The sequence below is a fragment of the Aestuariivirga sp. genome (assembly GCF_965227715.1).
Taxonomy (GTDB): Bacteria; Pseudomonadota; Alphaproteobacteria; order Rhizobiales; family Aestuariivirgaceae; genus Aestuariivirga.
The window spans coordinates 3,335,353-3,360,892 of sequence record NZ_OZ245771.1 but is presented as its reverse complement, the minus strand read 5'-3'; the positions used below and the strand labels follow the sequence as shown (position 1 = coordinate 3,360,892).

Here is a 25,540-nt window from a genome sequence, read left to right as displayed (position 1 = left end):
TGCTGGCTTCAGACGGCGGCAAGCGCCAGGCTGATCCCCTGCCCGACGCCCACGCACATGCTGGCGAGCGCCAGCCGGGCGCCGGTGAGATGAAGCTCTAGCGCCGCCGTGCCGGTGATCCGCGCGCCCGACATGCCGAGCGGATGGCCAAGTGCGATGGCGCCCCCATTGGGATTGACGTGGGCCGCATCGTCAGCCAGCCCCAGCGCGCGCAGCACCGCGAGGCTCTGTGAGGCGAAGGCTTCATTCAATTCCACGATCTCGAAGTCCGCGGCGGCAAGGCCAAGCCTGGCGCATAGTTTCTGCGTGGCGGGAACGGGGCCCATGCCCATCACCCGCGGTGCGACCCCGGCGCTGGCGGCCCCGAGCACCCGGGCGCGTGGCGTGAGGCCATGCCTCTGCACAGCTGCCTCGGAAGCGATGATGAGTGCTGCCGACCCATCATTGATGCCGGATGAGTTGCCCGCCGTGACCGAGCCACCGGCACGGAACGGCGCGGGGAGTTTCGCCAGCGCATCGAGGCTTGTCACGCGGGGGTGCTCATCCTTGTCGACCACGATGGGCTCGCCCTTGCGGGTGAGGATGGTCACCGGGGTAATCTCGCGCGCCAGCCGGCCGTTCGCCTGCGCCGCCGCGGCCTTCGCTTGAGAGCGGAATGCGAAGCCATCCTGATCGGCGCGCGAGACCCCCTGTTCGGCCGCCACGTTCTCCGCCGTTTCCGGCATGGACTCGATGCCATACTGCTCCCGCATCAGCGGGTTGACGAAGCGCCATCCGATGGTCGTGTCATGAATCTCCGCATGGCGCGAGAAGGCCTCCGCCGCCTTCGGCATCACCAGGGGCGCGCGCGACATGCTCTCCACACCACCAGCAATGGCAAGCTCGATCTCCCCCGCCATCACGGCGCGTGCGGCGCTGACGACGGCATCCATGCCCGATCCGCAGAGGCGGTTCAGAGTCACGGCCGGTATGGAAGCTGGCAGTCCTGACAGCAGCACCGCCATGCGCGCCACATTGCGGTTGTCTTCGCCTGCCTGGTTGGCGCAGCCCAGCATCACCTCATCGACCGCCGCCCAGTCGAGGTCCTTGTGCCTGGCGATCAGCGCCTTCAATGGAATGGCCGCCAGATCATCGGTCCTGACCGTGGCGAGCGTGCCACCGTAGCGGCCGATGGGTGTGCGGACATAGTCACAGATGAAGGCGTGCATATGTTCAATCCCCTCCCGCAGCCAGCATCGGGCTCAACGCATAGCGGCCCTTGAGATGGGCCGGAGCCGCCGCTTCCAGGGCCGCAAGCGTTGCCCGCACGCGTGCCAGTCCCTGGCTGCGTGCTGCTTCGAAGGGCCCGCGCGGAAAATTGAGGCCCAGCTTCAGCGCCATGTCGATGTCAGCAGGGGCAAGACCGCTGTCAGCTGCGAGGAAGCCCGCTTCGTTGGCAAGCGCCGCCTCAATCCGTAAGCCAATCTGCGCGGCATCGGCAGGGCTGGGGCCCGGCACCGACGGGAAGATGAACCCCCGGCCCGATTTGCGGCCAAGCCTGCCGGACTGAACCTGCGCGGCCAGGCTCTCGAACACATGATAGCGCGGGTGCCCGCCCATGGCCTCCGACAGGCCGCGCGTAGCGGCGAGATTGACGTCGGCGCCGATGAGGTCGATCAGGCTGAAGGGTCCCATGCGGTAGCCGGCGGCGATCATCGCGGCATCGATGTCCGGCGCGGTCCGCCCCTCCTCCAGCATGGCCAGTGCCTCGCCATAGAAGGGCCGTGCACAGCGGTTGACGATGAAGCCCGGCTGGTCCTTGCAGGCAATCACCGTCTTGCCAGCGCCTTCCGTGATATTGCGCGCCAGCAGAACCGCCTCCGGTGAAGCCCCCTCGGGCACCACCATCTCCACGAGCTTCATCACGGGCGGCGGATTGAAGAAGTGAAGCCCCAGCCCCCGCTCCGGCCGGCTGAGGCCTGACATGATTGCGGCCACGGAGAGGGATGACGTATTGCTTGCCAGCACAGCCTCCCGCTGCACATGGCACTCGGCGGCGGAAAGCAGCGCCTGCTTCACCGCGAGATCCTCGATCACGGCCTCGATCACCAGTGCCGCATCCCTGATGTCCGAAACGTCATCAACAACCACGAGATTGGCGAGTGCGGCCGCGCGATCGGCATCGGAAAGCTTGCCTGCGATCACACGGCGGCCCAGCACGTCGTTCATCTTCTCCCTGGCACCGGCACGCACTGCGGCCTTTGCATCGGTGGCGATCACCTTGTGCCCCGCCTGGGCATAAAGCTGCGCAATGCCAAGCCCCATGGTGCCGAGGCCGAGAACCGCAATCACCGGCCTTTCCGTCATGTCCCCGTGAACTCCGCCCGCCGCTTGGCGCGGAAGGCGGCAATGCCTTCCGCCTTGTCAGCACTGTCGAGCAGGTCCTCGAACAGGGCGCGCTCGGTGGCGAAGGCGCGCGATCCCTCATCGCCTTCGATGAGGGCGCGCTTGGCCGCGGCAAGCGCGAGCGGCGCGCGCAGCGCCAGCCTTTCGGCCAGTTTTTCCGCCGCCGGCAAGGCCGGGCCATCAGCCTGCCAGGCGGCAATGCCCCAGGCCGCGGCCGTGGCGGCATCGATGATTTCGCCCGTCAGCACCATGCGGCTGGCGCGCGCGCGCCCTGCGAGGGCCAGCAGCCGCTGCGCCCCGCCCGCGCCGGGAATGAGGCCGAGGTTGGTTTCAGGCAGGCCGAAGCGCGCGGTTTCACCGGCAACGATCAGATCGGCCATCAGCGCCAGTTCGAAGCCGCCGCCCAAAGCAAAACCGTCAACTGCGGCGATGAGGGGCTTCGGAAAGTTCCGGATCGCCGCCCAATAGCTCTTGCGCGGGTCCGCCAGGCCATCAGCCCGGCTCTTGGTCTCGATCTCGCCAATGTCAGCGCCTGCCGCGAAATTCTGCTCCGCCCCGCAGATCAGCGCGGCGCGGCACTGCGCATCCCCTGCCAATGCCGTCAGCGCCTCGGCAAGCGCCTTCAGCAGCGCGGTGTTGAGGGCGTTGCGCTGGGCCGGGCGGTTGAGGGTCAACCGCACCCAGCCCTGCCGGGCGTCGATGAGCAACTCGTCCATCCCCGCATGATGCCGCGCCTCCCCAATGAATTTCAAGTTCAAAAATTTTGAACTTGAAATACCTGCAGCCTCATGCGAGCTTTTGGGCGTCGAGGAGGACTGCGCATGAAGGTGCTGTGTCTGGGAGGTGGGCCCGCCGGCCTCTATTTCGCGATCTCGATGAAGCTCCGCGACCCATCCCATGAGGTGACGGTGCTGGAGCGGAACCGCGCCAATGACACGTTCGGCTGGGGCGTGGTCCTCTCCGATGACGCGCTCTCCCGCATGCAGAAGAACGACCCCAAGAGCACGGAGGCGATCCGCAGCCATTTTGCCTATTGGGATGACATTGCCGTGGTGCATGGCGGCGAGCGCATCGTCTCAGGTGGCCATGGCTTCGCCGGCATCGGCCGGAAGCAGATGCTCGTGTTGCTGCAGCAGCGCGCCCGAGAGCTCGGCGTGGAACTCCAGTTCCAGACCGAGTTCAAATCGGCTGAAGCCTACGCGAAGCACTATGACATCGTGGTGGGCTGCGACGGGATCAATTCCGTGGTCCGCAGCGCGCACGCGGATGTATTCAAGCCCGATATTGACCTGCGCCTGTGCAAGTTCATCTGGCTCGGCACGCACCAGAAATTCGATGACGCCTTCACCTTCATTTTCGAGAAGACCGAGCATGGCTGGGTCTGGGCGCATGTCTACCAGTTCGATTCCGGGACTGCGACCTTCATCGTCGAATGCCTGCCGGAGACCTGGGCGCGCTGGGGCTTCGAGGCAATGTCGAAGGAAGAGACCGTTACTGCCTGCGAAAAGATCTTCGCCGCGCATCTGGGCGGTCACGCGCTGATGTCCAACGCCGCGCATCTGCGCGGCTCCGCCGTGTGGATGCAGTTCCCCCGCGTGATCTGCGAGCGCTGGTACCACAACAACATCGTGCTGATGGGCGATGCTGCGGCCACGGGTCATTTCTCGATCGGCTCCGGCTCGCGCCTCGCCTTTGACAGCGCCATCTCGCTCGCCGATTATCTTCACTCCGAGCCCACCCTTCCGCGCGCCTTCCAGCGCTATCAGGATGAGCGCCGCGTGGAAGTGCTGCGCCTGCAATCGGCCGCGCGAAACAGCCTCGAATGGTTCGAGCAGGTGGAGCGCTACCTGGACCTGCCGCCCCTGCAATTCGCCTATTCGCTGCTCACCCGCAGCCAGCGCATCTCGCATGAGAATCTGCGCCTGCGCGATCCTGCCTGGCTGAGGGCCGCCGAAGACTGGTTCCAGCTGCAATCCGGCGGAGAGAAGGGCCGCGCCCCCATGTTCGCGCCCTTCCGACTGCGCGGCATGGCGCTTCAGAACCGCATCGCCGTCTCACCTATGGCGCAATACAAGGCCGTGGATGGCTGCCCCACGGACTGGCATTTCGTGCATTACGCCGAGCGCGCCAAGGGCGGCGCCGGACTTGTCTTCACCGAGATGACCTGCATCTCGCCTGAAGGCCGCATCACCCCCGGCTGCCCTGGACTCTACGCACCCCAACATGAAGCGCAGTGGAAGCGCCTTGTCGATTTCGTTCATGCGGAAACTGCGGCGAAAATCTGCTGCCAGATCGGCCATGCCGGGCGCAAGGCCTCGGTACAGGTGCCCTGGGCGGATGATGACATGCCGCTCGCACAAGGCGGCTGGCAGACGATCGCACCTTCGCCCCTGCCCTGGTCACCCAGACATCCAGCCCCCCGCGAGATGACGCGCGCGGACATGGATGCCGTCACAGCGCAATTCGTGGCCGCAACGGAGATGGCAGGCCGCGCCGGCTTCGACATGATCGAACTCCACGCGGCGCATGGCTATCTCCTGTCAAGTTTCATCTCACCGCTCTCCAACGGGCGCAGCGATGCGTATGGCGGCAGCCTCGCCAACCGCATGCGCTATCCGCTGGAGGTACTCCGCGCCATGCGCCAGGCCTGGGGCGGGGAGAAGCCCCTCTCGGCGCGCATCTCGGCCACGGACTGGCTGGGGCCTGACGGGGTGACACCGGAAGAGGCGGTCGAGATTGCAAGGCTCTTTGCAACAGCAGGTGCCGACATCATCGATGTCTCTGCCGGGCAGACATCAGCTGAGGCGAAGCCCATCTATGGCCGCATGTTCCAGACGCCCTTCAGCGACCGCATTCGCAATGAGGCAGGGATTGCGACCATGGCGGTGGGTAACATCACCGAGCCCGATCACGTGAATTCGATCCTTCTTGCGGGCCGCGCCGATCTCGTGTGCCTGGGCCGGCCCCATCTGGCCGATCCATACTGGACGCTTCATGCCGCCGTGGCGATGGGTGACGAGAAGGTCGAATGGCCACAGCCATATCTCCGCGGCCGGGACCAGGCCTATCGTCTTCGCGCCAGGTCCGTGGAAGCGATCCGCGCATGAACACTGCAGTCCCCGATCCCCTGTCGAAGCGCCGCCTCAAAACCTGGATCAGGCTCCTGGGCGTCACCCGCGCGGCTGAAAGCGGCCTGCGCGAATTCCTGCGGGTGAAGCATGGAACGACTCTGCCCCGCTTCGATGTGTTGGCCGCACTTTACCGCCGCCGCGACGGCACCACCATGTCAGAGCTAAGCCGGCTGCTGCTCGTTTCCAATGGCAATGCAACCGCCGTGGTGGACCGCCTCGAGCGGGACGGCCTCGTCCGCCGCGTACCCTCCGAGCAGGACCGCCGCACAGTGTTCGTGGCCCTGACACCGGAAGGCCTCCGCCAGTTCGAAACGCTCGCTACCGAGCATGAGCGCGAGGTGAATGCGATGTTCGAAAACCTCTCGGACGCCGATCTCGAAACGCTCGCACAGGTGCTGAAACGCCTCGGCAAAGGAGACAAGGCATGACATCGCTGGCAGGGTTGAAACCGCAGCACTTCCTGTGGGAGGTAAAGGACCGCATCGCCATCCTCCGCCTCAATCGGCCGGAGCGGAAGAACCCGCTCACCTTCGAAAGCTATGCCGAACTTCGCGAAACGTTCCGCAACTTGGCTTTCGCGGAAGATGTGGATGTCGTGGTCTTCGCGTCAAATGGCGGAAATTTTTGCTCGGGCGGCGATGTGCATGACATTATCGGACCGCTGATCGGCCTGGAGATGAAGGCGCTTCTCGCCTTCACCCGCATGACGGGCGATCTTGTGAAGGCCATGGTCTCCTGCGGCAAGCCCATCATCTCCGCTGTCGATGGCGTGTGCGTGGGGGCGGGCGCCATCATCGCCATGGCCTCCGACCTGCGGCTTGCAACGCCTGGGGCGAAGGCCGCCTTTCTCTTCACCCGCGTCGGGCTTGCGGGCTGTGACATGGGGGCCTGCGCGATCCTGCCGCGCATCATCGGCCAGGGCCGCGCGGCGGAGCTTCTCTATACGGGCCGCGTGATGACGGCGGCGGAAGGCGAGCGCTGGGGCTTCTGGAACGCGCTGCATGAACAGCCCTTGCTCGAACCCGAGGCGCTGGCGCTGGCCCGCCGCTTGGCTGATGGTCCAACCTTTGCGCATGGCATGACCAAGACTCAGCTGAACCAGGAATGGAACATGGGGCTCGAACAGGCGATCGAAGCCGAAGCACAGGCACAGGCCATCTGCATGAAGACGAAGGACTTCGAGCGCGCCTACCGCGCCTTCGTGGCGAAGGAAAAGCCCGTGTTTGAGGGAAACTGAGCGATGGCGGATTCAACTTATCTGAACTGGCCCTTCTTCGAAGACCGCCACCGGATTCTTCAGGCGGAACTTGATGACTGGTGCCGCGCCAATCTCGGCCAGTCCCACGCCAATCCGGATGAAGCCTGCAAGTCTCATGTGGCAAAGCTGGGAAAGGCCGGCTGGCTGCAATATACAGGCGCTGAGGATGGCCAGACGCTGGATGTGCGCAGTCTCTGCCTCATCCGGGAGACGATCGCCCAGCATGACGGGCTTGCGGAATTCGCTTTCGCGATGCAGGGGCTGGGCATGGGTGCAGTCACACTGTTCGGCACGCCATCGCAGAAGCAGTGGCTGGCACGCACCAGGCGCGGCGAGGCGATTGCCGGCTTTGCCATCACCGAGCCGGAAGCAGGGTCAGACGCCGCAGCAGCGAAGATGACCGCTACCCGCGTGGCTGGCGGCTTCGTGCTCGATGGCGAGAAGACCTATATTTCCAATGGCGGCATTGCGGACATCTATGTCGTCTTCGCGCGCACCGGTGAAGCGCCCGGCGCCAAAGGATTGTCCGCCTTTCTGGTTGAAGCGAACTCACCGGGGCTGGAGGTGGTGGAGCGGATTGACGTGCTGGCGCCGCATCCACTGGCGCTTCTGCGCTTCACCGGAGTCGCGGTTCCGGAACACGCGCTCATCGGCAAGCCGGGGGACGGCTTCAAGATCGCCATGTCCGTGCTGGACGTGTTCCGCTCAACCGTCGGTGCCGCAGCTCTGGGCTTCGCCCGCCGCGCGCTCGATGAAACGCTGGCGCGCGTCAGATCCCGCAAAATTGGCGGTGCGCCGCTGGCCGAACTCCAGATGGTGCAAGGCCACATCGCAGACATGGCGCTCGAGATCGATGCCGCGGCCCTTCTCGTCTACCGCGCGGCATGGACCAAGGACATGGGGCAGCCGCGCATCACCCGGGAAGCCTCCATGGCAAAGCTCTTCGCAACCGAAGCCGCCCAGCGCGTGATTGACATGGCGGTGCAGTTGCACGGGGGCGACGGCGTGCGCCATGGCAGAACGGTTGAGCACCTCTACCGCGAGATCAGGGCCTTGCGAATCTATGAAGGTGCGAGCGACGTGCAGCGCATCATCATCGCACGCGCCATGCTCGGCACATGACGGCCAAGGAAACAGACAACATGGAATCGCCGCATCAGTTTCTTCACCCTCGCGGATGGAAGCCCGCCCAAGGCTATGCCAATGGCGTTGCCGCCTCGGGCCGCATGATCTTCTGCGGCGGGCTCATCGGGTGGAATGCCGACCAGCAGTTCGAGTCCGATGATTTCGTCGACCAGGTCGCCCAGACGCTGCGCAACATCGTGGCCGTGCTGGCGGAAGGGGGTGCCGGCCCCGAGCATATCGTGCGTCTCACCTGGTATGTGACGGACAAGCAAGACTATCTCTCAAGGCTCAAGGAACTGGGGCGCATCTACCGGCAGATCATCGGAAAACACTATCCGGCAATGGCGCTCTTGCAGGTTACGGCCCTCGTGGAGGACCGTGCCCGCGTGGAGATCGAGGCAACCGCCGTGGTGCCCCTCGCGTGAACTCAAGCCGTGGGTGACTTCACCGGCTGGTGCGGATTGCTGTCAGGTTCGGCGGGAAGGAAGCTCAGCAATTTGGCGCGGACCTCATCCGGCCAGGTCATTGATGTATGCTTGTCGAGCCAGCTTGCGGCCAGCACCTGCGTTACCGTCCAGCGCAATTCATCGCCGCAGTAAATCTGGTGGTCGAGCGTCACCGAGGAGCGGCCGACTTTCGTTACCGTCATCCGGAACGTCAGCTTGTCGCCGAAGAAGGATGGCTTGGAGAAATTGCAGCTCAGATGTACCGTCGGCGTGCCCCAGCGTTCCTTCCAGATGATCTCGTGCCAGGGATAGCCGATCCAGGACCAGAACTCCTCCACCACGCCATTGAGCAGGTTGAGATAGGACGGATAATAGGCTGTGCCGGAAATGTCGCAGTCGCCGAAGCGCAGCATGCGGTCTGTGGTGAAGCTGACGGCCATGGTGGTTCCCGAACGTAAAATGCCGGGCAGAAACAGTTCTGCCCGGCATGAGACTAGCACGCCGCTTCAGCTGCCGTCAGCCTACTTGGCGGGATCCTTGGGCGTCCACAATATCGGCCCGCCGTCCTTCTCATAAGCCTCGCCATTGGGATAGGTGATGGCCTCGAGCTGCAGGCCCCAGGGCGACTGGAAATAGAGGATGGACTGGCCCGCCGCAGGACCCTGCTCAACCGGCAAAGGCCCAAGCCTGGTGGGAACGCCCTTCTCGTCAAGGAACGCCTTGGCGGCCTTGATGTCATCCACATAGATCGCAATGTGGAAGGCTCCGATATCGCTGTTCTTCTGGTTCAGCGTCCGCTGGTCGGGGGCGGTATATTTGAACAGCTCTACGTTGGAGCCGAAGCCGCAGCGCAGCATGGTGATGGTCTCAATCACCGCCTTGGGATCCACTCCCAGAAGATCGGTCATGAAGGTGCCCTTGTCATCGGCGAAGGGGCCGAAGGACATGGCCTTCTGGCAGCCCAGAATATCGGTGAAAAAGGCCACCCCCTGGTCCATGTCCGGCACCGTGATGCCGATGTGATCCGGGCCGCGCATGCCAGGCATTGCGGCGTCTGCGCAGGCAGCGGACAGCAGCAGGGCGGACCCTGCCAGTAAAGCGCGCGTCAACATGTCGTTCCTCCGTCATGGCCCGTCTGTTTCCGCAGGCCCGCGAAATTCTGAACACAGAATATTCATATGCACAAGATGAGATGCCGTCTTTCCATAAGCTCTTTGCAACGGCCGCATGATTTAAATGCATTCGCATGAATTTGGTTGACCGCGGCCATGGCCTCGCCGAAGCTGCCGCCACGATCGGGAGCATGGACATGGCGGCGGATTCATCCTTCGATGCAGTGGTGATCGGTGCGGGCCACAATGGCCTCGCCGCTGCGATCCAGCTGGCAAAGCATGGCTGGAAGGTTGGCGTTTTCGAAGCAGGCCACGAAGCGGGTGGTGCTGTGAAGACCCGGGAACTGACGCTCCCCGGCTTCCGCCATGATCTGGCCGCCATGAATCTGAGCATGTTCGCTGGCTCCCCCTTTCTGCGTGAGCATGGTGAAGCACTTCGCCGCCATGGGCTGGACTTCGCGCCCGCCGCCCATTGCTTTGCCTCGGTCTTCCCCGATGGCACATGGTTCGGCGTCTCAAAAGATGTTGACACTACGCTGGCGCGCCTCAATGCCATCAACCCGCTGGATGCATCCGCCTGGCAGAACATGCTGAGCCGCTTTGGCAAGGATGCGCCGCATATCTTCGGTCTGCTTGGCAATGTCATGCCGTCCTGGGCGATGGCGCGGGTGATCTGGAACGCCTGGCGCCAGAACGGTACGGCCTGGACGCTGGAGATGCTGCGCTTCTTCACCCTCTCCACCCGCACATGGGCCGATGCACATTTCGAGGACCCGCGCGTCAAGGCCACCCTCGCCGCCTGGGGCATGCATCTGGACTTCCCGCCGGACATGGCGGGCGGCGCCATGTTTCCCTATTTGGAATCCATGGTGAACCAGGCCTTCGGCATGGTGATCGGCAAGGGCGGTGCCGATATCATGATCAAGGCGCTGACCGGATATCTGGCGGAGCTGGGCGGTGAAGTGCATCTGGGCCAGCCCGTGGCCGAAGTGCTGCAGACGGGGAAAAGCGCCAGCGGCATCAAACTGGCCAATGGCCGCATCATTGAGGCCAAGCGCGCCGTCATCGCCAATGTGACGCCGGCCCTGCTGTTCGGAAAGCTCTTGCCCAAGGGCTCCGGCACGGCGGCCGTCGACCAGAAGTTCAAGGCCTTCCGTGCAGGCCCCGGCACGATGATGCTGCATCTGGCACTTGATGCACCGCCGCGCTGGGCAGCCGGTCCTGAACTCTCACAATTTGCTTATGTCCATATCGCACCCAATTTTTCCTACATGACGCGCGCTTACGAGCAGGCGATGGACGGGCTTCTGCCGGAAGCACCGGTGCTGGTCGTGGGCCAGCCGTCCGCCATAGATCCATCGCGCGCGCCGGAAGGAAAGCATGTGCTGTGGGTGCAGGTGCGGGTGCTGCCGAAACATGTGAAGGGCGATGCCGCCAACCGCATAGAGGCCCGCGATTGGGCCACCATCAAGGAGACCTATGCCGAGCGCGTGCTCGACATCATCGAATCCCACGCGCCCGGTCTTCGCCAGCAGATTTTGGCCCGCGCCATTTTCTCGCCAGACGATCTTGAGGCAGAGAACCCCTGCCTGACGGGCGGTGACAATCTCTCAGGCAGTCACCAGCTCGATCAGAATTTCCTATTCCGCCCGGTCGCTGGCTACTCGCGCTACAAGATGCCGGTGAACCGCCTCTATATGTGCGGCGCGGCCACATGGCCGGGGGCTGGCACGGGTGCGGGATCGGGTTATCTGCTGGGCCGCATGCTGGCGCGACACTGAAGGGGACGCTTGCCTTTTGGGCGAAACGACATACGCTTTCCGCAACCATCAAACCATAAAGAGGACACGCCATGACCACCGCCTTGAATGACCTTGCCGCAGCACTCCTCTCGGGCCGCGTTGAAGTCATTGACCTCACCGCCACGCTGGGGCCGGAGACGCCGCTCATCAAGCTGCCGCCGTCAATCGGCCTCAACACGCCACAGGTCGAGATCCACACCATTTCGCATTATGACGACAAGGGCCCCTTCTGGGCGTGGAACTGGCTGAAGCTGGGCGAGCATTCCGGCACGCATTTCGATGCGCCCCAGCATTGGATCACCGGCAAGGACTACCCCGATGGCGCAACGGATACGATTCCGCCGCAGAATTTCGTAGGCCCGGTAAACGTGATCGACTGCAGTGCGGAGGTGGCGAAGAACCCGGATTTCCTCTTGACCGTCGATTACATAAATGCCTGGGAAGCAAAGCATGGCGAAATCGAGAAGGGCTCCTGGGTGGTGCTGCGCAGTGACTGGTACAAGCGCAACGGCAGCGAGAGCGACTTCCTGAATGCCGATGAGAACGGCCCGCATTCCCCGGGGCCGACGGCGGAAGCAATCCAGTATCTGATCGACAAGGGCATCACCGGCTGGGGTTCCGAAACCGTGGGCACCGATGCAGGTTCGGCCGGCGGCATGACCCCGCCCTTCCCCGCGCATAACCTCATGCACAAGAACAACCGCTATGGCCTCGCCTCCCTTTGCAACCTCGACAGGTTGCCGCCCAAGGGCGCCATCCTCATCGCCGCACCGCTGAAGATCAAGCACGGCACAGGCAGCCCGCTTCGCGTGCTGGCGCTGGTTGCCAAGTAATCGCAAGTCAGGAAGGGATGCGGCATGGCTGAATATGTGATTGCCGGAAGCGGCATCAACGCGCTGGTCGCTGCGTCCCTTCTCGCACTCAAGGGCCGCAAGGTTCTGGTTCTGGAGCGGAACGCCACGATCGGCGGCTGCATCAGAACGGAAGAGGCAACCCTTCCCGGCTTCACCCATGACGTGATGGCGACAACCTTCGTGCTCTTCCTGCTGTCACCTGCCGCTAAGGCCCTGATGCCGGAACTGACAAAGCGCGGGCTGGTTTTCGCACATCCCGATATCCCGACGGGCGTGCTCCGGCCTGATGGCACGAGCCTGGTGCTCCGCAAGGAACGCGCCGCCAACATCGCGGCGTTTGAGGCACTCGCCAGCGGCGACGGGCAGCAATATGCAGCGGACATGGAAACGCTGGGTGCGAATGCGCCGCTCATTTTCGCCCTGCTGGGCGGCCAGCTGTGGTCTTGGACCATGGCGAAGTTCATGCTCAGGGAGGCCTGGCGCCGCGGTCCCCACGGGCTCACGAAATTCTTCGGCGGAGCGCTGACCTCGGCACGGCACTGGCTTCAACCGTACTACACATCCGAATTATTCCATGCGTTGATGGCGCCCTGGGTGCTGCACACAGGTTTGGGCCCTGAGAGCACTTACTCGGGCCAGATGGCCAAGGTCATCGCCTTTGCGCTGGAAGCCGCAGGCGCCCCCATCGTTCAAGGGGGTGCACACAACATTCTCTCGGCTTTCGAGGCGCTGATCCGCGATCATGGCGGCGAGATCCGCACCAATGCGGATGTGGCGGAGGTGATCGTCGACGAGGCGGGCCGTGCCACCGGCGTGGTGCTGGCGTCAGGCGAAAAAATCACAGCAAATGAGGGCGTGATCTGCTCCATGACGCCCGGCCAGCTCTATGGCCGCCTGCTCAAATCCTGGGCCCCTGCGGCACCTTTGCGCGAAGAGGCGCGGGGCTTCGTCCATGGCAAGGCCAACATGCAGATTCACTATGCGCTGAAGTTTGCGCCGCAGTGGGCGAATCCTGAACTGGGCAAAGTCGCCCTCCTGCATCTGACGCCAGGCCTCGACGGCGTGTCCAAGGCCGTCAATGAGGCCGAGCGCGGCATGCTGCCGGCGGAGCCCACGATCTGCTTGGGCCAGCCCACGGCATTTGACCCCTCGCGCGCGCCTGCGGGCCAGGCCATCCTCTGGCTCCAGCTTCCCGAAGCGCCGCGCCACATCAAGGGCGATGCCGCGGGCGAAATCGCACCGCCTGCCGGCGGCATATGGACGGAGGCCGTTCGAGAAGCCTACGCAAATCGCATCGAGGCAATCCTCTGCCGCCACATTCCGGACTTCAAAGATCTTGTGCTCGCCCGCCGCTGCTATTCACCGGCAGACCTTGAAGCGATGAATGTCAATCTTGTGGGCGGCGATCCCTATGGCGGTGCCTGCACCATTGACCAGTTCTTCCTCTGGCGGCCGCTCCGCAGCACGGTGAACCACCGGACAGCGGTGAAACGCCTCTATCACATCGGCGCGTCCACCCATCCAGGCCCGGGGCTTGGCGGCAATTCCGGCTTCCTGCTGGCGAATGCTCTCACATGAGTGATGATCTCTCCTTCCTGCGCGGCGTGCTCCACCGCGATGCGGATGGAGAGACCTCGCTTCCCTCGCTTGCGGAGATTGGCCTCAACCACTTCGTTCCTTATCTGCTGAACCGCATCGCCGCCAGCTGGAACGCAGATCTCGCCGGGGACTTGCGCCGCTTCGATCTGACCACACCGCAAATGCGCGCCCTCGCCGTTTTGGGGATAAATTCTGGGCTTACCATCAATGAGCTTTCGGCCCTCACCGTGACCGAGCAATCCACCATGAGCCGCACGCTGGACACGCTTGAGTCCCGCGGCCTTCTACGCCGCAGGCCCCGCGCCAGCGATCTTCGAGTCCGCGAAGTTGAAATCACGGCAGCAGGGCGCGAAGCATTCGATGCCTTCTGGCCCGTCATGTTCAGCCGCTACCAGCAGATGTTCCGTGACATTGGCGAAGATGAATTCTCGCAGCTGACCGCCACACTGCAGAAAATCCTGCGCAACATCCGCCTCTCGAATGGCGGGGATGAAGGCTGACGTCCCTTATTGGCGGCCGCGCGTTCCTCACATCTCGCGGATCGTCTTCATCACGCCGTCGAGTGCCGTGCCATCCTCATCCTTGAGCGCTGCAGCGATCATGCGGTCCATCCACTGGCCGCCATCCTCGCGGCCCTGAAGCTCCGGCACCATGGAGATCACGCGGTCGAATTTCGAAAGCCCCCGCGCATGCGTATCTGAATAGCCCTTGATCAGGCGGCGCGCCGCGAGCACGGCGCGCGCCAGATCATAATTGGCAGGAAGTGTGCCTGTGGCAAGCTGAAGCCAGGTCTCCACATGGCGCATCTCCGTTTCGTGCCGCAGCAGCGTCCGCCGCCAGCGCCTGAGGCCGCTCACCAGATAGAGCTGCAGGAAACCGCTCAGTGTCGACGTCTCGACGTGGCGGCCGCGGTTCACCCGGGCGTCGATGAAGGCCATAAGCCGGGGCTTCGCAAGCACGCGGCGGCCGAGCCTTGCGGGAAGCAGGCTCACGATCTCCTCACCCCGCGGGTGCATGAACTCGGTCAGGTAAATCGGGTCGTCACCCGCTTTCATGTCCTGCGCGATGCGGGCAAAGCGGGCGGAACGCGTCTTGAGATCCGCAACACCGATCACATCGTCATAGGTCAGGGCATTCGCCAGATATTTCGCAGCGGCTACGGTGAAGCCATGGCCCCGGCCGGCGCCGCCATGCTGATCATCAAGGCGGGCCAGCACTTCAATCCGCGTGAGATAATCGTCACCATAGGCCAAGTCCTGAAAATCGATGCAGCGCTTGAGGCCTGCAAGCGCCACAGCCTGCGCCTCCACAGGAAGCGCGCGCAGGCGGAGGAGGCGCTGATCAAGCGCGGGCCTGCCCAGGCTTTCCGGCAGCGGAGGCCTTTCGGCCGGGGCGCGTCCCAATTCCGGCAGTTCATTGGAGCTGGCAAGGCTGAAGCCTGCGGCGAAGCCCTTCAGAGATGCGGCGGTTCCTTTGCCGCCTGCGGAAATCACTGCCTCGAAGCTTTCACGCGGGAAGGGAAGTGCTGCCGCCCCTGCTAGCGCTCCCAAGAGCGGCGCCGAGATCACCGTGCCATTCTCGCGCGCGGCCTGTTCCATATCGAAGGCGATGATGCGCCGCGCCGCAATGCCCGCTGCGGCGTTGACGGCCTTGGGGTCTGCAATCGAAAGCCCTGGCTTCTCCTTCTCGGCCACGGCATAGGCCCGGTGGATCGAAGTGATGATCAGCGTCTTTTCGGGCGTCGCAAGCCCGCGCAGAATGGACCGGCCCGCCTCCATCAGTTCAGAGGCAATCACCACGTCCACGTCGCCAGGGGTCGGCATGAGGGCAAGCACGGGGGCGCGGCCGTCCCGCGGCGGCAGCATCTCGATATAATAGAGCGTGGCACCGGTGCGCTGCGCAACGCCGGGAACCGACGTTGACTGTGCGTGCCAGCCATTCGCCTCCGCCACGGCGACGATCCAGTCTGCCAGCGTGCCGCCGCCCTGCCCGCCCATGGCGAGAATGGCAATGGTCAGCGGCTTTTCACGCACAACGCTGTCAAACATCACGCCGCCGCCCGCGGGAACAGCATGCGATGGCGCTCCCGCCGCCGCTGCAGGATGGAGATGACGGCGCTGCGGAGCTGGGCTTTGAACCGCTCCCAGCGGTTGGGATTGCGAAGCACATCCGCGCGATAGAAGGACGGGCAGAGAATGGCGGCATCGGCCACGTCTCCGCAATTGCCGCAGGCCACACAGCTGTGGTCGATCGAGGCCACGGGATCATCCCGCAGCGGGTCATCGAGCTGCTTCACTGTAAGTGACGGGCAGCCTGACAGCCGGATGCAGGCGTGATCGCCCGTGCAGATATCCTCATCGACACCGAAGCGCTGACGCAGCACGGGCGCGCCCGAGGCTTCCGCCTTGTCCATCAGCGGCTTCACCCGGCGCTGCTTGTTGAGCATGCATTCGGATGAGGCGACGATGATCTTGGGACCGGGCTCCTCCGTCGTCAGCGCCTCACGCAGCGTGTCGCGCATCTTGGCCACATCATAGGTGCGGTCGATCTGGCGCACCCACTGCGCACCCAGGCCCGTGACGGCATTGACGATCGAATTATTGGTCTGGCGTTTCGTATTCTCGGCCCGCGAGGAGGGAATGTCTTGCCCGCCCGTGGCAGAGGAATAGAAATTGTCGACGATTAGCATGACCCCGTCATGCTTGTTGAACACAGCATTGCCGACGGAAGAAGAAAGGCCATTGTGCCAAAAGCCGCCATCGCCCATCACCGAGATCACACGCTTGTCTGCCTTCACATTGAAGGCGGAGGCTGCGGCGGGGCCCAAGCCATAGCCCATGGTGGTGGCCCCGATGTTGAAGGGCGGCAGGATCGAGAACAGATGGCAGCCGATATCGGCTGACACGTGATGGGTTCCCAGCTCCTTCTCGACCAGCTTCATCGCCGCGAAGATGGGGCGTTCCGGGCATCCGGTGCAGAAGCCCGGCGGGCGCGGCGGAACGACTGTGGCGAGAGCCTGGACTTCTTTGCTGTTCAACACGGGCGACGCATCCGGCAGGGGCGGCCTGTTGCCCAAAAGGCGCGGCGCATGGGCCTTGAGGAAGCTGAGCAGGCCCTTCTGCAGGACCGTTGCCGTATACTCGCCGGCAAGCGGCAACACATCCTTGCCGGCAATGCGCGTGTTGATGTCTTTCCGGCGCAGCATGGTGTTGAGCGCTTGCTCGATGAATTCCGGCTGGCCCTCTTCCACCACAAGGATCGCTGATTTGCCCGCGCAGAAGGAGAGCACCTCTTCATCCACCAGCGGATAGGTGACATTCAGCACATAGAGCGCCACGCGGGTGTTGCCATAGGAATCCGAAAGTCCGAGCTGCTGCAGCGCGCGGATCACGCCGTTATACATGCCGCCCTGCAGGATGATGCCGACATCCGCATCGGAAGGCCCGAAGTACTCGTTGAGCTTCTGCGCGTGGATGAAATTGACCGCCGCGGGCCAGCGCTTTTCGACCTTGAGCTTTTCATGCACGAAGGAGGCCGGCGGCAGCACGATGCGGTTCACATCCCGCACCGGATTCTCGAGCGCCTGCTTCAACGTATAGGAGGGCGACTTGTTATCCTTCGCCATGAAGCGCCCATGCACATGGCAGCCGCGGATGCGCACCTCCACCATGACCGGTGTATTCGAGGCCTCGGACAGCTCAAAGGCCTTCTCCACCATATGGACCATGCTGGGAAGATCAGGCCGCGGATCCATCAGCCAGATCTGTGACTTCATCGCATAGGCGTGGCTGCGCTCCTGCATGATGGAGGAGCCTTCGCCATAATCCTCACCGATGATGATGACGGCTCCGCCATTGACCCCGCCCGAAGACAGGTTCGACAGCGCATCGCTTGCCACATTCGTTCCGGCGGTGGACTTCCAGGTGACGGCGCCGCGGATCGGATACATCACCGAGGCTGACAGCATGGCTGCGGCGGTTGCTTCCGAGGCGGAGGATTCGAAATGGACGCCGAGCTCCGCCATATAGTCAGAAGCATCCGCCAGCACGTCCATCAGATGCGAAATGGGCGAGCCCTGATAGCCGCCCACATATGAGACGCCGGATTGGAGAAGCGCCTTGGTGATGGCGAGAATGCCCTCGCCCCGGAATTCCTGGCCTTGGCCCAGGCGAAGGTCTTCCACTTCGCGCGCAAAGGATCGTTCAGCCATCTCCTTGCAAGTCCCTTAATTACATTCACATGCATTTAAAATAGGCGCGAAGAACTGGACGCCCGGCGTGTTCGTGCCCGGAATAGTGGCGTCGATCGGATGTTTTATCAAGCGCCGAAAAATGCACTTGAATATTTCTCCCGCGAGGCTTCAAAATGGTCTTCAATCCGGCACCGCCACGTGAGTGCACGGCCAACAGGGAGGGACTGCATGACCGAGATTTCAAGACGCCAGCTGCTGCAGCTGGGAGGCGCCGCCGGGTTGTTCCTCGGAACCGGCCTCAACATCTCCGCCGCTTATGCCAATGGCAGCACGGTGACGATTGCCTACAATGTGAACCTTCCGTCCTGGGATCCGACGACCGGACTTTCCGCCGTGAACCCCACGATCCAGGCGATCTACCGTTCGGTCTTCGACCAGTTCATCGGCCAGAAGCCTGACCTTGAATTCCAGCCGGGCCTTTTGACCGAATGGGGCTGGAGCGACGACAAGAAACAGGTGTGGATGACGGTGCGTGATGGCGTCAAATGGCATGACGGCTCGCCCTTCACGGCCGAGGACGTGGTGTGGTCACTGACCCGCGCCGGCAAGATGGATGGCGGCAACCCCATTGCCTTCATCTGGTCCAAGATCGGCAACTTCAAGGTTGACGGCAACAAGATCACCGCAGACGTGCTGCAGTTCGAGCCGACGCTCTTCAAGTGGATGGCCTTCCTGACGGGCTATGTGATGCCCAAGGCCTATTTCGAAAAGGTGGGTGCCGAGGGCTTCGAGGCCAAGCCCATCGGCACGGGTCCCTATATGGTGGACCAGTTCGAGCGCAACGCCTTCGTGCGCCTCAAGGCCAACCCGGATTACTGGGGCGGCAAGCCCGCCTTCGAGACCGTGGTGTTCAAATTCGTGCCGGATGCCACGAGCCGCGTGGCCGAAATCGAGTCCGGCTCTTCCGACGTGACCGTCGACGTTCCCTTCGAGGAGTATGACCGGCTGAAGGCCAAGGACGGGCTTTCGGGCGTCGTCACACCAGTCTCCGACATCGGGATGATCTTCCTCAACAATGAAGGCCCCATGCTGGACAAGAACGTGCGCATGGCGGCGGCGATCTCGATTGACAAGAAGGCCATCGTCGACAAGCTGCTCCGTGGCTATGCAACGCCGATCAGCACGCTGGAAGCCCCCGAATACGTGGCCTTCGACCCGGCGATCGTGGTGGCCTATGACCCGGAAAAGGCCAAGGAGCTGCTCAAGGCCTCGGGCTTCGGGCCGGACAATCCGGTGAAGTTTACGATCCAAACCACGCGCGGGCTGAAGCCCAAGGACTACGAGATGGTGCAGGCCATCGTCGGCATGTGGCGCAAGGTGGGGATCGAGGCCGAGATCGAGGTTTACGAAATCGCCAAGCACTATGAACTCCGCGCCGCGGACAAGCTGGCACCGGCCGCCTTCTACAACTGGGGCAATGCCATCGGCGATCCGACGACGTCCACGGGCTTTGCCATGTTCGGACCGAGCCCGCACTCGGTGTGGAACACCGATGATTTGGACGCCATGATCGGCCCCCTGTGGGGCGAGCCCGACGAGGCCAAGCGCATTGCCGGCTGGAAGGCAGTGGACAAATACATTGCCGAGAACGCCTATGTGATCCCGCTGATCCAGTATCAGCAGCCCATCCTGTTCAAGAAGACCATCAAGGTGACGCCCAATGTCGCGGGCTCGCCCGAGCCTTCGGAAATGTCTCCCGCCTGACGGAGCTGCCAGGACGCAGGAGCCCGGTTCCGGCCGGGCTCCGCGAATTTCCTCCGTCGAGGAATTTTCTCCTTGACTTTTATTCCTAAAACGTGCTATGACTGCGGCCATGTTGATGACCTTCACATCGCCGCTCGCAGGCCCCCATATGCCGATCACCCTCATCGCCTCACGCTGCCTCTCCGCCCTCCTCACCATGCTGGGGGTGATGGTTGTGGTCTTCGTGCTGGTGCGCGTGGTGCCGGGGGACCCTATTGCGATGATGATCGCGCCCGGCGCGACGGATGCCGATATAGCAGCACTGCGCGCCCATTATGGCCTCGACCTCTCCATCTGGCAGCAGTTCTGGGTGTGGTTCCGCCAGGTGCTGGGCGGCAATCTGGGCACCTCCATCTCGATGAAGCAGAACGTGCTCACCATCATTTCCGAGCGCTTGCCCGCCACGCTGGAACTCGCCGCCTTCGCCCTCACCATGGCGGTGGTGTGGGGCACGTTCATCGCCCTTCTCTCCACCGCTTGGCGGGGCACTTGGGTGGAGCGCGTGGTCGACAATTTCAACGGCATCATGCTGGCCGTGCCGGATTTCATCTGGGGCCTGACCTTCGTCCTCCTCCTGGGTGTCCTCGTTCCGCTGCTGCCCATTTCGGGGCGGAGCGACCCTTCGATGGATTCAGGCCTCTCGACCCAGTTTTTCATTCTCGAAGGGCTACTGCGCGGCAAGCTGCCCTTCGTGTGGGATGTGCTGAAGCACATGCTGCTGCCCGCCTGCGCCATGGCCTTCCCGCTCGCCGCCGTCATCGGCCGCGTGCTCAAGAATACCATGATGGATGTCATGGTGCAGGACTATATTCTTCTGGCGCGCATCAAGGGCCTGTCCGGCCTGCGCATCCTGCTGCAGGAGGCGCTGCGCAATGCCGCCGTGCCGGCGCTGGCGCTCACGGGGGTGCAATTCACCTTCCTGATCGGCGGCACGGTGATCACCGAGCGGATCTTCTCCTACCCCGGCATCGGCAATCTGGCGATCGATGCCGTGATCAACCGTGACCTGCCGCTCATTCAAGGGCTGGTTCTCACCTTTGGCATCATCTTCATCATCGTCAACATGGGTGTCGATGCCCTGACGGCCTGGCTGAACCCGAGGCTTCGGCATGCCTAGGGACCTGCGCATCTGGCTGGGCGGCGGCTTCATTCTGTTCCTGCTCATCCTCGCCATATTCGCACCGCTGCTCGCACCCTTCGACCCGCTGGAGCAGGATTTGATGGCGGCCACGTTAGGCCCCGGGCAGGACGGCCACTGGCTGGGGACGGACAGCCTGGGGCGCGACCTTTTCTCGCGCATGATCTATGCGACGCGGATTGCGCTCACCGTGGCTGTGGTCGCGGCCTCTCTAGCCTGCCTGCTCGGCACGGCGCTTGGGCTTCTCGCAGGCTATTTCCGCGGCTGGACGGATGCGCTGATTTCGCGGCTGATCGATGTGTGGATGGCGTTTCCGCCCGTGCTGCTGTCCATCCTGCTGGTGGCCGTGCTGGGCGCGGGGCTTCATTCGGTGATCGCCGCCATCGTCATCATCGACTGGACGCGCTTTGCCCGCGTGGTGCGCGCTGAAACGCTGCAGCAGGCGAAACTCGAATATGCCGAAGCCGCCTCCGCGCTGGGCATGGGGCGCATGGCCATATTGTGGCGCGAAATCTTGCCCAATGTGCTGCCCGTGGTGCTGGTACTGCTCTCGCTTGAAATGGGCATTGCGGTGATCGTGGAGGCGATCCTCTCCTTCGTTGGCCTCTCGGTTTCGACCGATACACCGACCTGGGGCGGAATGATCGCGGAAGGCCGCCAGATCATTTATCAGGCCTGGTGGGTGCTGGTGTTTCCGCTCGCTTCCCTGTTCCTGACCGTGCTTGCCTTCAATCAGCTGGGAGACGGATTGCGCCAATGGCTCGATCCGATGCTGAAGCGATGAGCGCGGTGATCGACATCCGCAACCTGTCAGCGCGCACCCATGTGGGCCCGATCCTGCGCGGCGTTTCGCTGAGCGTGGGTGCAGGCGAGGTGATGGCGCTGGTGGGCGAAAGCGGAGCCGGAAAATCGACCATTGCCAAGGCCGTGCTCGGCATTCTGCCCGCGGGCATTCAGGTGACGGGCGGGAACATCCTGTTCGAAGGGACTGATCTTCTGGCGCTCCCGCCGTCGCAACTGCGCGGGCTGCTGGGCGTACGCATTGCCCTTATCCCGCAGGACCCGCTGACCTCGCTGAACCCGGCGCGCCGCATTGGTGAGCAGTTGACGGACGGCTTGCGCCTGCGCGCGCGGATGAGCCGTGCGGATGCATTTGCCGTAGCACTCAAGCTGCTGAATGACGTGCAGATCCGGGACCCGGAACTGGTGTTGCGGCGCTACCCCCATGAGCTTTCCGGCGGCATGCGCCAGCGTGTGCTGATCGCCCAGGCCTTCTCGCTCAACCCCCATGTGATCATCGCCGATGAGCCCACGACGGCGCTGGACGTGACGGTTCAGAAGCAGGTGTTGCGCCTCATCCGCAACATGCAGCGCGAACACCGCACGACCTTGCTGTTCGTGACCCATGATTTGGGCGTTGTGGCACAGATCTCCGACCGCATGACGGTGCTCTATGGCGGCAAGGTGCTGGAACAGGGTGCGACCGCCCAGGTTTTGCGCGCGCCACAACACCCCTATACCAGGGCGCTGCTGGCGGCGAGCCCGCGCTATGACATGCCGGAACAGAGCCTGAAGCCCGTGCCTGAGGCCTTGATTGCGGAACTGAAACGGGAGATCTCCTCCTGATGCTGATCGAGGCCCGCAACATCTCCCTCGATGTGCCCGACATGAGCCATCAGGTGATCATCGGCAAGCGCCGGAGCCTGCGCATTCTCAAGAACGTGTCAATCAGCATCTCCAAGGGTGAGACGGTGGGGCTGGTGGGAGAGTCAGGTTCCGGTAAGACCTCCCTCGGCCGCAGCCTGCTGCGCCTCTATGAGCCGAGCGAAGGTCAGATCCTGTTTGATGGCGAGGACATCACGCACCGCAATTCCACTGCGCTGAAGCCACTGCGCCGGCGCATGCAGATGATCTTCCAGGACCCGCAATCCTCGCTGAACCCGCGGCGGACAATCAGCGCCATCATCGGCACGGCGCTGACGCTTCATGATCTGGACGCGAGCCCGAAGTCCATTGCTGCCATTCTCGAGCGCGTGGGCCTGCCGGCCTCCGCCATGGCGCGCTACCCGCACCAGCTTTCGGGCGGCCAGCGCCAGCGGGTGGGAATTGCGCGGGCCATTGCGCTCAAACCTGATTTCGTGGTGGCGGATGAGATTGTCTCCGGCCTCGACGTTTCAACACAGGCGCAGGTGCTGGACCTCCTGAAAGACTTACGGCGCGACATGGGGCTGTCGCTTGCCTTCATCAGCCATGACCTTTCCGTTGTGCGCGCGCTGTGCGAACGCGTGGTGATCATGCGGTCTGGCGAGATCATCGAGGAGGGCCTGACGGCGGAGGTGTTCCGCGCGCCGAGGACTGAGTTTACCCGCCAGTTGATTGACAGCATTCCCCTGCCCGAGGTGCGGCCGGGGTGGCTGGATTGAGATGCCGCAGAGATGGCGCGGTGAACATGCGGCAGAATGAATGTATTCAACTGACCGGCCACGGCCCTATTAAGCGTTGGCCGGCTGGGTGAGGGACAATGGACCCCGGCGCGTGAACAGGCCCTTTGCCTTCACCGCTGCGGCACCCATGGAGGAGCGGCCGGCGAGCCACAGGTCTCCCAGGGTTTCCCGGGCGCCGATGAAGAACACGAAGGCGTAGAGATAGAGCATCAGGTTTCCGAGCGGGACCAGGGCGCCGCCGAATTTCCGGCTGTGGATCGCATCCGCTGCGTAAAAGGCCATGAGCAGCACCATGCCGATGCTAAAGACCAGATAGGACGGCGGAACCACCGTTCTGCGGCCAATCTTGGGCGTGCGGATGAAGCTTCCTCTCTGGTGGGTTATGACCTGACGCAGGGAGTCGGCTACGCCGCTCAAGCACACCGGGATCAGGATCAAATTGAGCGCGCAGACACCCAGCAAATCGCTGAAGCGATAGCCGAGCCGCCGAAGGTCCAGCCCATAGAGTAGAAAATAGGGGAGCATTGCCGCCAGCGTGGCGAAGAGCACGGCGGCAGACCCATCCACCATGGCCATCATCATCAGAACGCAGACATTTCCGACGGGGGTGGAGAGGAGATAGTTCGAGCGCAAAAGAACCTCACCCATCCGGCGCGGGCGGCCGGGGTTCTGGGCGAAATGACGGTAGAAGCGCGGCGCGATGATGAGGCCGCCATTGCTCCAGCGGCGGCGCTGGATGGACAGCGCCCCGAAGTCAGACGGTGTGGCGCTGTAGGCCAAAGCCTGCGGATGATTGTAGACATGCCATCCGGCGTGGAGAAGATCGATGGTCGACCCCGTATCCTCGATGACGGTATCGTCCTGAATGAATATCTTGCAGGTGACGCCGTCCCGCTCTTCCACGCGGACGATATCGGCCAGGGCCTGGGTGCGAAGGAGCGCATTGGCGCCGACCCAGAATGAACCGCCGAACCGCGTGGAGCCCTGATGATAAAGATACTGGATGTCGGTCGTCGCACCGGCAATGCGCTCCAGATAGGATGATGCACCCGGGAAGGCGAGATATGGCGTCTGCACCACGGCGGCGCGGGGCCTCGCTGCCATGATCCGCGTCAGGTCTGCGATGTAGTTGCTCTTGAGGATGCTGTCGGCATCGAGCGTCAGCACGAAATCCGCCAGCGGAACCACAAGCGCGCCGCCGCCATCCGCTGCCTCCCGGATCTCGAGGCCCTTCTGCGTGGTCACCGCATCGAAGGACGCGCCCATCAACCCGATATAGGCGTTGAGGTTCATCGCCTTGTTGGCGGCGTGGGACAGATTGGCGAACTGCTTTCTCTGGAACGCCGTTATGTCGCGGCAGAAGAGATGGCGGATCGCTTCGTACTCTAAATCGATTTCCGCAAAGTCCGGCGTGTTGTGGCGCAGGGTCTTGGCACGGGCGGCGTAGTGGCCCGCAAGGTCCCGCACCACATCGTCAATCAGGAAGCGGTCGACATGCGCGAATTCTTTCTCGACGTCTTCCGAGAGATAGGCAGCGAGATCTTCGAGCCATGTGGCGACGTTGCTGTAGACGTCCGCCAGGCGTCTTGCTTCATAGCGCACATCCAGCGTGCGGGCGCGCAGCCGCCACTTCCATTTTCCATGTTCGGCTTCAAGCTGCTCGAGCGGCTGCCGCAGGATGCCGATCACATCCTCGACGGCTGCAAGGCTTCTGGCGACGCTTGCTGCATCCCCTGGCGGATCATCGACGAGGACCACAACCCGGCGGTTGGTGTGGCGGGCCAGCACCGCAGACAGCAGCGTGTGCCGGATGACCCTTGGCTCCTCGCGATAGGTGGGGATCAGGACGGTCACCGACGGATCGCGGCCGGCGGGGTTCATATGCCGCGGAAGCTGAGCGGGGCCTTTTGGGAGGCGCAGCGCCGTTCCGACGCGGGCCAATTGATAGGTCAGTGTACAGAAGGAGATGCCGCTCAGCAGCGTGATATAAAGCCAGTAGCGATAAGCCGGAATGTCCTTGCTGACAGTCAGCAGCCAGACGGACAGGCAGATCGCGGCAATGGAGAGGAGCAGGAAGCCGGCGGTGAGCGCGATGTCGAATCCGTTCCGCCGTTCTGGCTCGGCCGCAGGTTCAGTGACCCGCTGCGCCCATTTTCGGGGGCTGGCAGCCGGTTCCGGCCGCGCCCGCCGCAATCCTCCCGCCCAGCGGCGATGTTCATAGTCTGCTTGAACGCTCATCCGTGACAGGCCC

General features: G+C 63.3%; 22 protein-coding genes. 14 read left to right on the top strand and 8 right to left on the bottom strand.

The window, feature by feature from the left end:
- Positions 1 to 8: 8 nt before the first annotated feature.
- From pcaF to ACO06F_RS15940, 3 genes are read right to left on the bottom strand one after another with little or no spacing between them, the layout of a single operon-like run.
- Positions 9 to 1,208: a 3-oxoadipyl-CoA thiolase gene (pcaF, locus tag ACO06F_RS15950; RefSeq protein WP_421693730.1), complete on the bottom strand. Its 1,200-nt coding sequence runs from the start codon at positions 1,206 to 1,208 to the stop codon at positions 9 to 11.
- A gap of 4 nt (positions 1,209 to 1,212) precedes the next feature.
- Entirely contained in the window at positions 1,213 to 2,346 is a 1,134-nt protein-coding gene (locus ACO06F_RS15945; RefSeq protein ID WP_421693729.1) for a 3-hydroxyacyl-CoA dehydrogenase NAD-binding domain-containing protein, read from the bottom strand.
- Positions 2,343 to 3,137, bottom strand: a complete 795-nt coding sequence (locus ACO06F_RS15940) for an enoyl-CoA hydratase-related protein (protein WP_421693728.1) — start codon at positions 3,135 to 3,137, stop codon at positions 2,343 to 2,345. The genes ACO06F_RS15945 and ACO06F_RS15940 overlap by 4 nt, the downstream gene beginning before the upstream one ends.
- 69 nt (positions 3,138 to 3,206) lie before the next feature.
- On the opposite strand from ACO06F_RS15940, the gene ACO06F_RS15935 reads away from it, so the two are divergent.
- Genes ACO06F_RS15935 through ACO06F_RS15915 form a run of 5 tightly spaced genes read left to right on the top strand, consistent with a single transcriptional unit; the run spans position 3,207 to position 8,324 of the window.
- Positions 3,207 to 5,492 (top strand): bifunctional salicylyl-CoA 5-hydroxylase/oxidoreductase, encoded by a 2,286-nt coding sequence (locus tag ACO06F_RS15935; protein WP_421693727.1) that lies wholly within the window; start codon positions 3,207 to 3,209, stop codon positions 5,490 to 5,492.
- Complete coding sequence (locus ACO06F_RS15930) at positions 5,489 to 5,944, top strand: MarR family winged helix-turn-helix transcriptional regulator (protein ID WP_421693726.1); 456 nt, start codon at positions 5,489 to 5,491, stop codon at positions 5,942 to 5,944. The genes ACO06F_RS15935 and ACO06F_RS15930 overlap by 4 nt, the downstream gene beginning before the upstream one ends.
- On the top strand, positions 5,941 to 6,753 hold the full coding sequence (locus ACO06F_RS15925; RefSeq protein WP_421693725.1) for an enoyl-CoA hydratase family protein: 813 nt from the start codon (positions 5,941 to 5,943) through the stop codon (positions 6,751 to 6,753). The genes ACO06F_RS15930 and ACO06F_RS15925 overlap by 4 nt, the downstream gene beginning before the upstream one ends.
- Before the next feature lie 3 nt (positions 6,754 to 6,756).
- Complete coding sequence (locus ACO06F_RS15920) at positions 6,757 to 7,896, top strand: acyl-CoA dehydrogenase family protein (RefSeq protein WP_421693724.1); 1,140 nt, start codon at positions 6,757 to 6,759, stop codon at positions 7,894 to 7,896.
- Between the two features lie 20 nt (positions 7,897 to 7,916).
- Positions 7,917 to 8,324: a RidA family protein gene (locus tag ACO06F_RS15915; RefSeq protein WP_421693723.1), complete on the top strand. Its 408-nt coding sequence runs from the start codon at positions 7,917 to 7,919 to the stop codon at positions 8,322 to 8,324.
- Between the two features lie 2 nt (positions 8,325 to 8,326).
- Here ACO06F_RS15915 and ACO06F_RS15910 read toward each other — a convergent pair whose 3' ends face one another.
- Together ACO06F_RS15910 and ACO06F_RS15905 are read right to left on the bottom strand one after the other, a co-directional pair.
- Positions 8,327 to 8,785 (bottom strand): acyl-CoA thioesterase, encoded by a 459-nt coding sequence (locus tag ACO06F_RS15910; protein ID WP_421693722.1) that lies wholly within the window; start codon positions 8,783 to 8,785, stop codon positions 8,327 to 8,329.
- Positions 8,786 to 8,866: 81 nt separating this feature from the next.
- On the bottom strand, positions 8,867 to 9,391 hold the full coding sequence (locus ACO06F_RS15905; protein ID WP_421696700.1) for a VOC family protein: 525 nt from the start codon (positions 9,389 to 9,391) through the stop codon (positions 8,867 to 8,869).
- 257 nt (positions 9,392 to 9,648) lie between these two features.
- Between ACO06F_RS15905 and ACO06F_RS15900 the strand changes: the two genes are divergently transcribed.
- The 4 genes from ACO06F_RS15900 (at position 9,649) to ACO06F_RS15885 (ending at position 14,212) form a co-directional block, all read left to right on the top strand.
- Complete coding sequence (locus ACO06F_RS15900) at positions 9,649 to 11,238, top strand: phytoene desaturase family protein (protein ID WP_421696699.1); 1,590 nt, start codon at positions 9,649 to 9,651, stop codon at positions 11,236 to 11,238.
- A 71-nt stretch (positions 11,239 to 11,309) separates the two neighbouring features.
- Positions 11,310 to 12,092 carry a cyclase family protein gene (locus ACO06F_RS15895; RefSeq protein ID WP_421693721.1) on the top strand — a complete coding sequence of 261 codons (783 nt, stop codon included), beginning with the start codon at positions 11,310 to 11,312 and terminating at the stop codon, positions 12,090 to 12,092.
- Between the two features lie 24 nt (positions 12,093 to 12,116).
- A complete protein-coding gene (locus ACO06F_RS15890; protein ID WP_421693720.1) occupies positions 12,117 to 13,691 on the top strand; it encodes a phytoene desaturase family protein in 1,575 nt (524 codons plus the stop codon).
- Positions 13,688 to 14,212 carry a MarR family winged helix-turn-helix transcriptional regulator gene (locus tag ACO06F_RS15885; protein ID WP_421693719.1) on the top strand — a complete coding sequence of 175 codons (525 nt, stop codon included), beginning with the start codon at positions 13,688 to 13,690 and terminating at the stop codon, positions 14,210 to 14,212. The genes ACO06F_RS15890 and ACO06F_RS15885 overlap by 4 nt, the downstream gene beginning before the upstream one ends.
- A 27-nt stretch (positions 14,213 to 14,239) precedes the next feature.
- Here ACO06F_RS15885 and ACO06F_RS15880 read toward each other — a convergent pair whose 3' ends face one another.
- Positions 14,240 to 15,760, bottom strand: a complete 1,521-nt coding sequence (locus tag ACO06F_RS15880; RefSeq protein ID WP_421693718.1) for an indolepyruvate oxidoreductase subunit beta family protein — start codon at positions 15,758 to 15,760, stop codon at positions 14,240 to 14,242.
- Positions 15,760 to 17,922, bottom strand: coding sequence for a thiamine pyrophosphate-dependent enzyme (locus ACO06F_RS15875; protein WP_421693717.1), 2,163 nt, complete (start codon positions 17,920 to 17,922; stop codon positions 15,760 to 15,762). Before ACO06F_RS15875 ends, ACO06F_RS15880 begins: the two co-directional genes overlap by 1 nt.
- A 210-nt stretch (positions 17,923 to 18,132) precedes the next feature.
- On the opposite strand from ACO06F_RS15875, the gene ACO06F_RS15870 reads away from it, so the two are divergent.
- The 5 genes from ACO06F_RS15870 (at position 18,133) to ACO06F_RS15850 (ending at position 23,268) form a co-directional block, all read left to right on the top strand.
- Positions 18,133 to 19,668 (top strand): ABC transporter substrate-binding protein, encoded by a 1,536-nt coding sequence (locus ACO06F_RS15870; protein ID WP_421693716.1) that lies wholly within the window; start codon positions 18,133 to 18,135, stop codon positions 19,666 to 19,668.
- A gap of 115 nt (positions 19,669 to 19,783) precedes the next feature.
- Entirely contained in the window at positions 19,784 to 20,824 is a 1,041-nt protein-coding gene (locus ACO06F_RS15865) for an ABC transporter permease (RefSeq protein ID WP_421696698.1), read from the top strand.
- Positions 20,817 to 21,629, top strand: a complete 813-nt coding sequence (locus ACO06F_RS15860; protein ID WP_421693715.1) for an ABC transporter permease — start codon at positions 20,817 to 20,819, stop codon at positions 21,627 to 21,629. Before ACO06F_RS15865 ends, ACO06F_RS15860 begins: the two co-directional genes overlap by 8 nt.
- Entirely contained in the window at positions 21,626 to 22,471 is an 846-nt protein-coding gene (locus ACO06F_RS15855; RefSeq protein WP_421696697.1) for an ABC transporter ATP-binding protein, read from the top strand. The genes ACO06F_RS15860 and ACO06F_RS15855 overlap by 4 nt, the downstream gene beginning before the upstream one ends.
- Complete coding sequence (locus tag ACO06F_RS15850; protein ID WP_421693714.1) at positions 22,471 to 23,268, top strand: ATP-binding cassette domain-containing protein; 798 nt, start codon at positions 22,471 to 22,473, stop codon at positions 23,266 to 23,268. The genes ACO06F_RS15855 and ACO06F_RS15850 overlap by 1 nt, the downstream gene beginning before the upstream one ends.
- 69 nt (positions 23,269 to 23,337) lie before the next feature.
- Here ACO06F_RS15850 and ACO06F_RS15845 read toward each other — a convergent pair whose 3' ends face one another.
- Positions 23,338 to 25,527, bottom strand: coding sequence for a glycosyltransferase family 2 protein (locus tag ACO06F_RS15845; RefSeq protein WP_421693713.1), 2,190 nt, complete (start codon positions 25,525 to 25,527; stop codon positions 23,338 to 23,340).
- Between the last annotated feature and the right edge of the window lie 13 nt (positions 25,528 to 25,540).